Consider the following 5,338-nt stretch of genomic DNA (forward strand, 5'->3'; position numbering starts at 1 on the left):
GTTTTCCAGTATCTGTCTCTCACCACTGCTGCGTACTCCTTCCGTGCTCTAATATCCATTGGCTAGCTTTCATCTCCTTCACCACTTAAGCTAGCCCAATTCTCCCCCATTTCGGTTACCTTTTACATGAGTCAACCACCATCCCTTCGGTTACATTTTAGATGAGGCAATTCACGAAATTGACATAGGGAACCCCGATACCGTATTCTTTATCATGTCTAGGCACCAAATTCCATCGGGATCAACAAAGAGGAGGATACCAAACTAGGGAGACATTATGGACAGAGTTTATGCAAGTATAGATGAAGCGGTTGCTGATATCCCAGATGGAGCCTCCATAGCAGTTGGAGGTTTTTTCACAGCAGGCACACCCGTCCAACTCATTCAAGCGTTGGCTAAACAAGGGGCCAAGAACTTAACCATAATATGTCAGCAGATGGGCCCTGGCAATGAAGATATTACCCGGTTGGTTGTGCAGGGTCAGGTCAAGAAGGCCATCTGCAACTATCCTTTCTATAGGTCAGCGACTAAAGGAGCAAACTCTCCATTCGAGAAGGCGGTCAGGGCCAGCCAGATCGAATTGGAGGTCTACCCTATGGGCACCTTCATCGAAAAAATGCGGGCCGGCGGTGCCGGAATCGCAGGTTTCTATACACCCACAGGGGTGGGCACCACCGTGGAGCGGGGCAAGGAGAAGAGGACTTTCAACGGTCGCCCATATCTTCTGGAGCTAGCCCTCAAGCCGGATTATGCCTTCGTGTATGCCTGGAAGGGTGACAGAATGGGCAACCTCAGCTACCGGAAGACTGCCAGGAACTACAATCCGGAGATGGCAGCAGCCGCAAGAATCACCATAGCCTCGGTGGAGGAACTGGTGGAACCGGGCGAGCTGGATCCCGACAAGGTCCATACACCAGGAATCTATGTTCAACGGGTAGTGAAGGTCGGAAGACGAAAATACAAGCCCGGTATTGATTAGATACTTTCATTTGAATCAACGGGAGGTTAACCAAGTGGTAGAAACGAAAAAGAATGCAGCCGGAGGCAAGAAACTTGAGGGAATCGCGCGAGAATTGATAGCTCTAAGGATTGCCAACGAGCTGCAAGATGGAACATATGTTAACCTGGGAATAGGTATTCCCACCCTTGTCTCGAACTGGATTGAGGGTAGAGACATCGTGCTTCAGGCCGAGATTGGAATGCTGAACACAGGGCCTCTCGCCCAGGACAACGAGATTGACCAGGACTGCATTAATGCCAGTTGCCAACCTGTCAAAGAGCTGCCAGGATGTTGTTTCTTCTCTGACTGCGAATCGATGGCTATGATCCGCGGCGGATATATGGATGTAGCTGTGCTAGGAGCACTGCAAGTCTCGGAAAAAGGCGATCTTGCTGGATGGAATAACCCTGAGAGAGGCTTCCCGGAGCATATAGGCAACATCGGTGGCTCCATGGACCTGGCGGTCGGAGCCAGGAAAGTAATTGTGGCAATGGAGCACACCACGAAGGACGGCGGTTTCAAGGTTGTCAAGAAGTGTACCTACCCGGTCACAGCCGTAGGCGTTGTAAAGTTGATTGTGACTGATCTGGCAGTTATAGATGTCACCGAAAAAGGTCTGGTGCTCAGGGAGGTTGCTCCTGGTCTCACGGCAAAGGATGTCCAGTCGGTCACCGAGCCGAAGCTGATCATCAGCCCCAACCTCAAAGAGATACAGCTATAAGATCAGCCTAGGAGGGTGGGTCACCACTCGGACAACGCGGATAAGTTAGGCACAAAACAACCGTTCGCTTGCGCCCAGCCTAGCTTTGGGCAAATAGTCGTGACCCAAGCTCCTAGATAACCACACCCTCAGGGGAGAGCCTGCCGCGTCCAGTACAGCTTCTGGAGCTGTAGGCCGATATCTAAGCGCACTGACCATATTCCTCTCCCGCCAGAGATAATGGGCCTGCTCTGTTACGCCTATCTTTTTGCTGGCCATGCTGATAAATGAACTCCATCTGGTGTTTCAGAAGGCAGCAAAAACACAAACGATGCGCCTCTTACGGCGCCAGATACAACAGCGACAAAAGTCACATATCAAAAAATGGAAAGGTTCCATAATTATCAAATTGGGGAAACGAATGCAGTATCGAGATTATTCGCTTCGCTCAGAATGACACGATCGGAGCTCGTAGCTGATAGCTCATAGCTCATGGCAGAGATTGCTTCGCTTCGCTCGCAATGACGCAGTGGGCGACATGTCAGAATGATATTCATGTGGTTTGTCACCCTGAGCGAAGGCGAAGGGTCTCCCCCCACGAAGCGTATAACGCCTATTCCTGAAACCAAGCACTAGTTTATACCCAGCACGAAGGGGTTGTGCTTGCGCTCGAAGCCAATGGTGGTCTCCGACATGTGCCCGCAGAAGACCCTTGTCTCATCAGGCAGGGTCATGAGCTTGTTGTGGATGTTCTGCATCAGCAGGTCGTAGTTACCGCCGGGGAAATCCGTCCGCCCGATACTCAAATTGAACAGGGTATCCCCGCAGAAGAGCACGCCATGCCCGTAGAGGCAGATGCCCCCGGGGCTGTGGCCGGCGGTATGCAGAACCTTGAAACGCAGCTCCCCCACCTCGATCACATCGCCATCCTTGAGCAGTCTATCGGGGTCAGGAGGGGCGCGGAAGGAACCGCCCATCATGGAGCCGACCATCCGGTTGAGGCCGGCGGCCGCCTTTTTCGATCCCTCGGCTTCATGTACCGCGAAGGGGGCGCCGGTAGCTTCCTTGACCTTGGCCAACGCGCCGATATGGTCGGCATGCATGTGAGTGGCCACAATAATCTTGATGGAAAGGCCCAGCTCCTGAGCGGTCTTCAGTATCCGCCCTGATTCGCCTCCGGGGTCGATAACCATCCCGTCGTGGGTCTGGTCCGAACCCACGATATAGCAGTTGGCCATAAACGGGCCCACTTCCATACCTTGCAGAATCATAGTCCTATTCTTCCGTATTTACGTCCCCAGTGTCAAGCTTTGACACTGGGTAGCAAAGCTGATAAGTTTACCTCAACAACTGAGACTGTTTAGCAACTGGGGACCACGGGGGGTTGAAAGAGTTGATAAACAACCTCTCAATAACTTGAACTTGATGCGGGAGGAGACAGGAGTGAAGGAGACAGCGAGCAGTGTTGACATGGATACCATCGTCTCCCTTTGCAAGAGACGCGGCTTTATCTTTCAGTCGAGCGAAATCTACGGAGGAGCCGGGGGCTGTTGGGACTACGGCCCTCTCGGCGTGGAACTGAAGCGCAATGTGAAGGAAGCCTGGTGGAAGGCCGTGGTACAGGAAAGGGACGACGTTGTGGGTATCGATGCCAGCATCCTCATGCATCCCCAGGTCTGGGTAGCCAGCGGCCACGTCCAGAAGTTCGCCGACCCGCTCGTAGAGTGCAAGTCCTGCAACTCCCGTTTCCGCGCCGACCATCTGAAAGAAAACAAATGCCCCGAATGCGGCGGCGATCTGAGCGAACCCCGCATGTTCAACCTCATGTTCAAGACCTTCATGGGACCGGTGGAGGATGAAGCCACCGTCGTCTATCTGCGCCCGGAGACGGCCCAGGGCATCTTCGTCAACTTCCAGAACGCCCTCGGCACCTCCCGAAAGAAGCTCCCCTTCGGCATCGCCCAGATCGGCAAGTCCTTCCGCAACGAGATCACCACCGGCAACTTCATCTTCAGAAGCCGCGAGTTCGAGCAGATGGAGATGGAGTACTTCGTCAAGCCAGGCACCGATGAAAAGTGGTTCAAACACTGGCTCGATGAGCGTTTCAACTGGTACGTCAGGCTGGGCATCCAGAAGGATCACCTCCGCCTCCGCCAGCACGATAAGCAGGAGTTGGCCCATTATGCCAAGGACTGCTACGACGTTGACTACCTCTTCCCTATGGGCTGGTCGGAACTGGAGGGCATCGCCAACCGCGGCAGCTATGATCTGGAGCAGCACGCCAAACACAGCGGCAAGGACCTGAGCTATTTTGATGAAGAAGCCGGAGAGCGCTATATCCCCTATATCATCGAGCCTTCAGCCGGGGTGGACCGCTCCGTGCTCGCCTTCCTCCTCGATGCTTACCACGAGGAGGTGGTAGAAAAAGAAAAGAGGGTGGTGCTGCGGCTGCACCCGGCCCTAGCGCCGATCAAGGTGGCCGTGCTGCCGTTGAGCCGCAATGAGAAGCTCGTCCCCATGTCCGCGGAGGTCCATAACCAGCTCCGGAAGAGCTTCATGACCCCATATGACGACACGCAGAGCAACGGCCGGCGCTACCGCCGCCAGGATGAAATCGGCACTCCCTACTGCGTCACCATCGACTTCCAGTCCCTCGAAGACCACCAGGTCACCGTCAGGGACAGGGACTCCCTCAAGCAGATCCGTGTGCCGGCGGAATCAATCAAAACAACCCTGGCCGCCAAGCTGGCTGGAGAACCGTTCGATGTCCTGCCTCCCGGCGGGCAGCAAGTGGCTGGGGGTCGATAATCAGGCTGCAGGGCCTGTGACAGGAAAGCGCATCCATGCTACCGGAGTTTCCAGTATTCAGGCGTAGAGCACTTGCTGCCCAATCAAGCACTCACCGGCTCAAATCCTGCCACCTGCTGCAGGTGATTTGAAAAGTCCTGTCCCCAGGTTTCTCTCTTAGCTTTACTCACATCTAATGACAATAGCTTTCAGTGTCCTCATCGTAAAGGTTTCCAGGGTGTCCCATTTTCGCTGACAGTTCAATGCCAATCCAGAACCGCCGAGGCAAGAAAAAAGGGTGGACATCGCCGCCCACCCTTTTGAAACTTTGCCTTTATCTTTGCGCTAGGCCTTCTGCAAGAGCCTCCTGCGAAGGAAGTAGGCCACAATACCTGCTCCCGCGGCTCCAGCGATGCCGATGACAATCCAAATCCACCCCGCAAGGCCTTCGCTGGGGCTCTTTGCCAGCACTGCCCATGTGCTGAAGTGGTTGGTGGTGGCACTTAGGGTTTTGTCAGTGGTATTGACCGTGGTATCAAGCGGCTTCCAGTCTGCAGCAGCTTCGTCGTAGTAGGCCAGCACCAGGTTATTGGGATCTCCTTTCACAGCAGCAAGGTCATCGTCGGAGTACCAGACGGTGAGTGTGGCTGACTGCAGTAGAGCGGAAACAGGTGTCCCATCGACAGCCACAGCCTCTATTCTGACCCACGTGGTGCCCAACATGAATCCTTGGGGGGTGGCCGGGTCGACATCCGACGGATCCTCTGTCAGGATTCTGATCCAGGTCTCACCGCTGAGGCAGTCCGCGGGAAGATCTACGGCGATGCGCCCGTCTGCCGACTTGATGGTCA

The 5,338-nt window shown here is 54.5% G+C and carries 5 protein-coding genes; 3 read left to right on the forward strand and 2 right to left on the reverse strand.

What is annotated here, in order from left to right:
- Positions 1 to 277: 277 nt before the first annotated feature.
- A complete protein-coding gene (locus NTZ04_00515) occupies positions 278 to 979 on the forward strand; it encodes a CoA transferase subunit A (protein ID MCX5990811.1) in 702 nt (233 codons plus the stop codon).
- A 34-nt stretch (positions 980 to 1,013) separates the two neighbouring features.
- The gene (locus NTZ04_00520; protein ID MCX5990812.1) at positions 1,014 to 1,721 is read left to right on the forward strand and encodes a 3-oxoacid CoA-transferase subunit B; all 708 of its coding nucleotides are present in this window, start codon (positions 1,014 to 1,016) and stop codon (positions 1,719 to 1,721) included.
- Positions 1,722 to 2,332: 611 nt separating this feature from the next.
- Here NTZ04_00520 and NTZ04_00525 read toward each other — a convergent pair.
- Positions 2,333 to 2,971, reverse strand: a complete 639-nt coding sequence (locus NTZ04_00525; GenBank protein MCX5990813.1) for an MBL fold metallo-hydrolase — start codon at positions 2,969 to 2,971, stop codon at positions 2,333 to 2,335.
- A 199-nt stretch (positions 2,972 to 3,170) separates the two neighbouring features.
- Here NTZ04_00525 and NTZ04_00530 point away from each other — a divergent pair, with 199 nt between their 5' ends.
- A complete protein-coding gene (locus NTZ04_00530) occupies positions 3,171 to 4,508 on the forward strand; it encodes a glycine--tRNA ligase (protein ID MCX5990814.1) in 1,338 nt (445 codons plus the stop codon).
- Between the two features lie 324 nt (positions 4,509 to 4,832).
- On the opposite strand, the gene NTZ04_00535 is transcribed toward NTZ04_00530, so the two are convergent.
- The coding region (locus tag NTZ04_00535; protein ID MCX5990815.1) for a hypothetical protein at positions 4,833 to 5,338 on the reverse strand (506 nt) is incomplete at its 5' end.

This window comes from Chloroflexota bacterium, from assembly GCA_026389585.1.
Taxonomy (GTDB): Bacteria; Chloroflexota; Dehalococcoidia; order UBA2247; family RBG-13-53-26; genus JAPLHP01.

What these genes read in the sequence shown, in the direction of transcription:
- NTZ04_00515 (MCX5990811.1), top strand. Translation starts at nt 278, where the DNA reads ATGGACAGAGTTTATGCAAGTATAGATGAAGCGGTTGCTGATATCCCA.
- NTZ04_00525 (MCX5990813.1), bottom strand. Translation starts at nt 2,971, where the DNA reads ATGATTCTGCAAGGTATGGAAGTGGGCCCGTTTATGGCCAACTGCTAT.
- NTZ04_00530 (MCX5990814.1), top strand. Translation starts at nt 3,171, where the DNA reads ATGGATACCATCGTCTCCCTTTGCAAGAGACGCGGCTTTATCTTTCAG.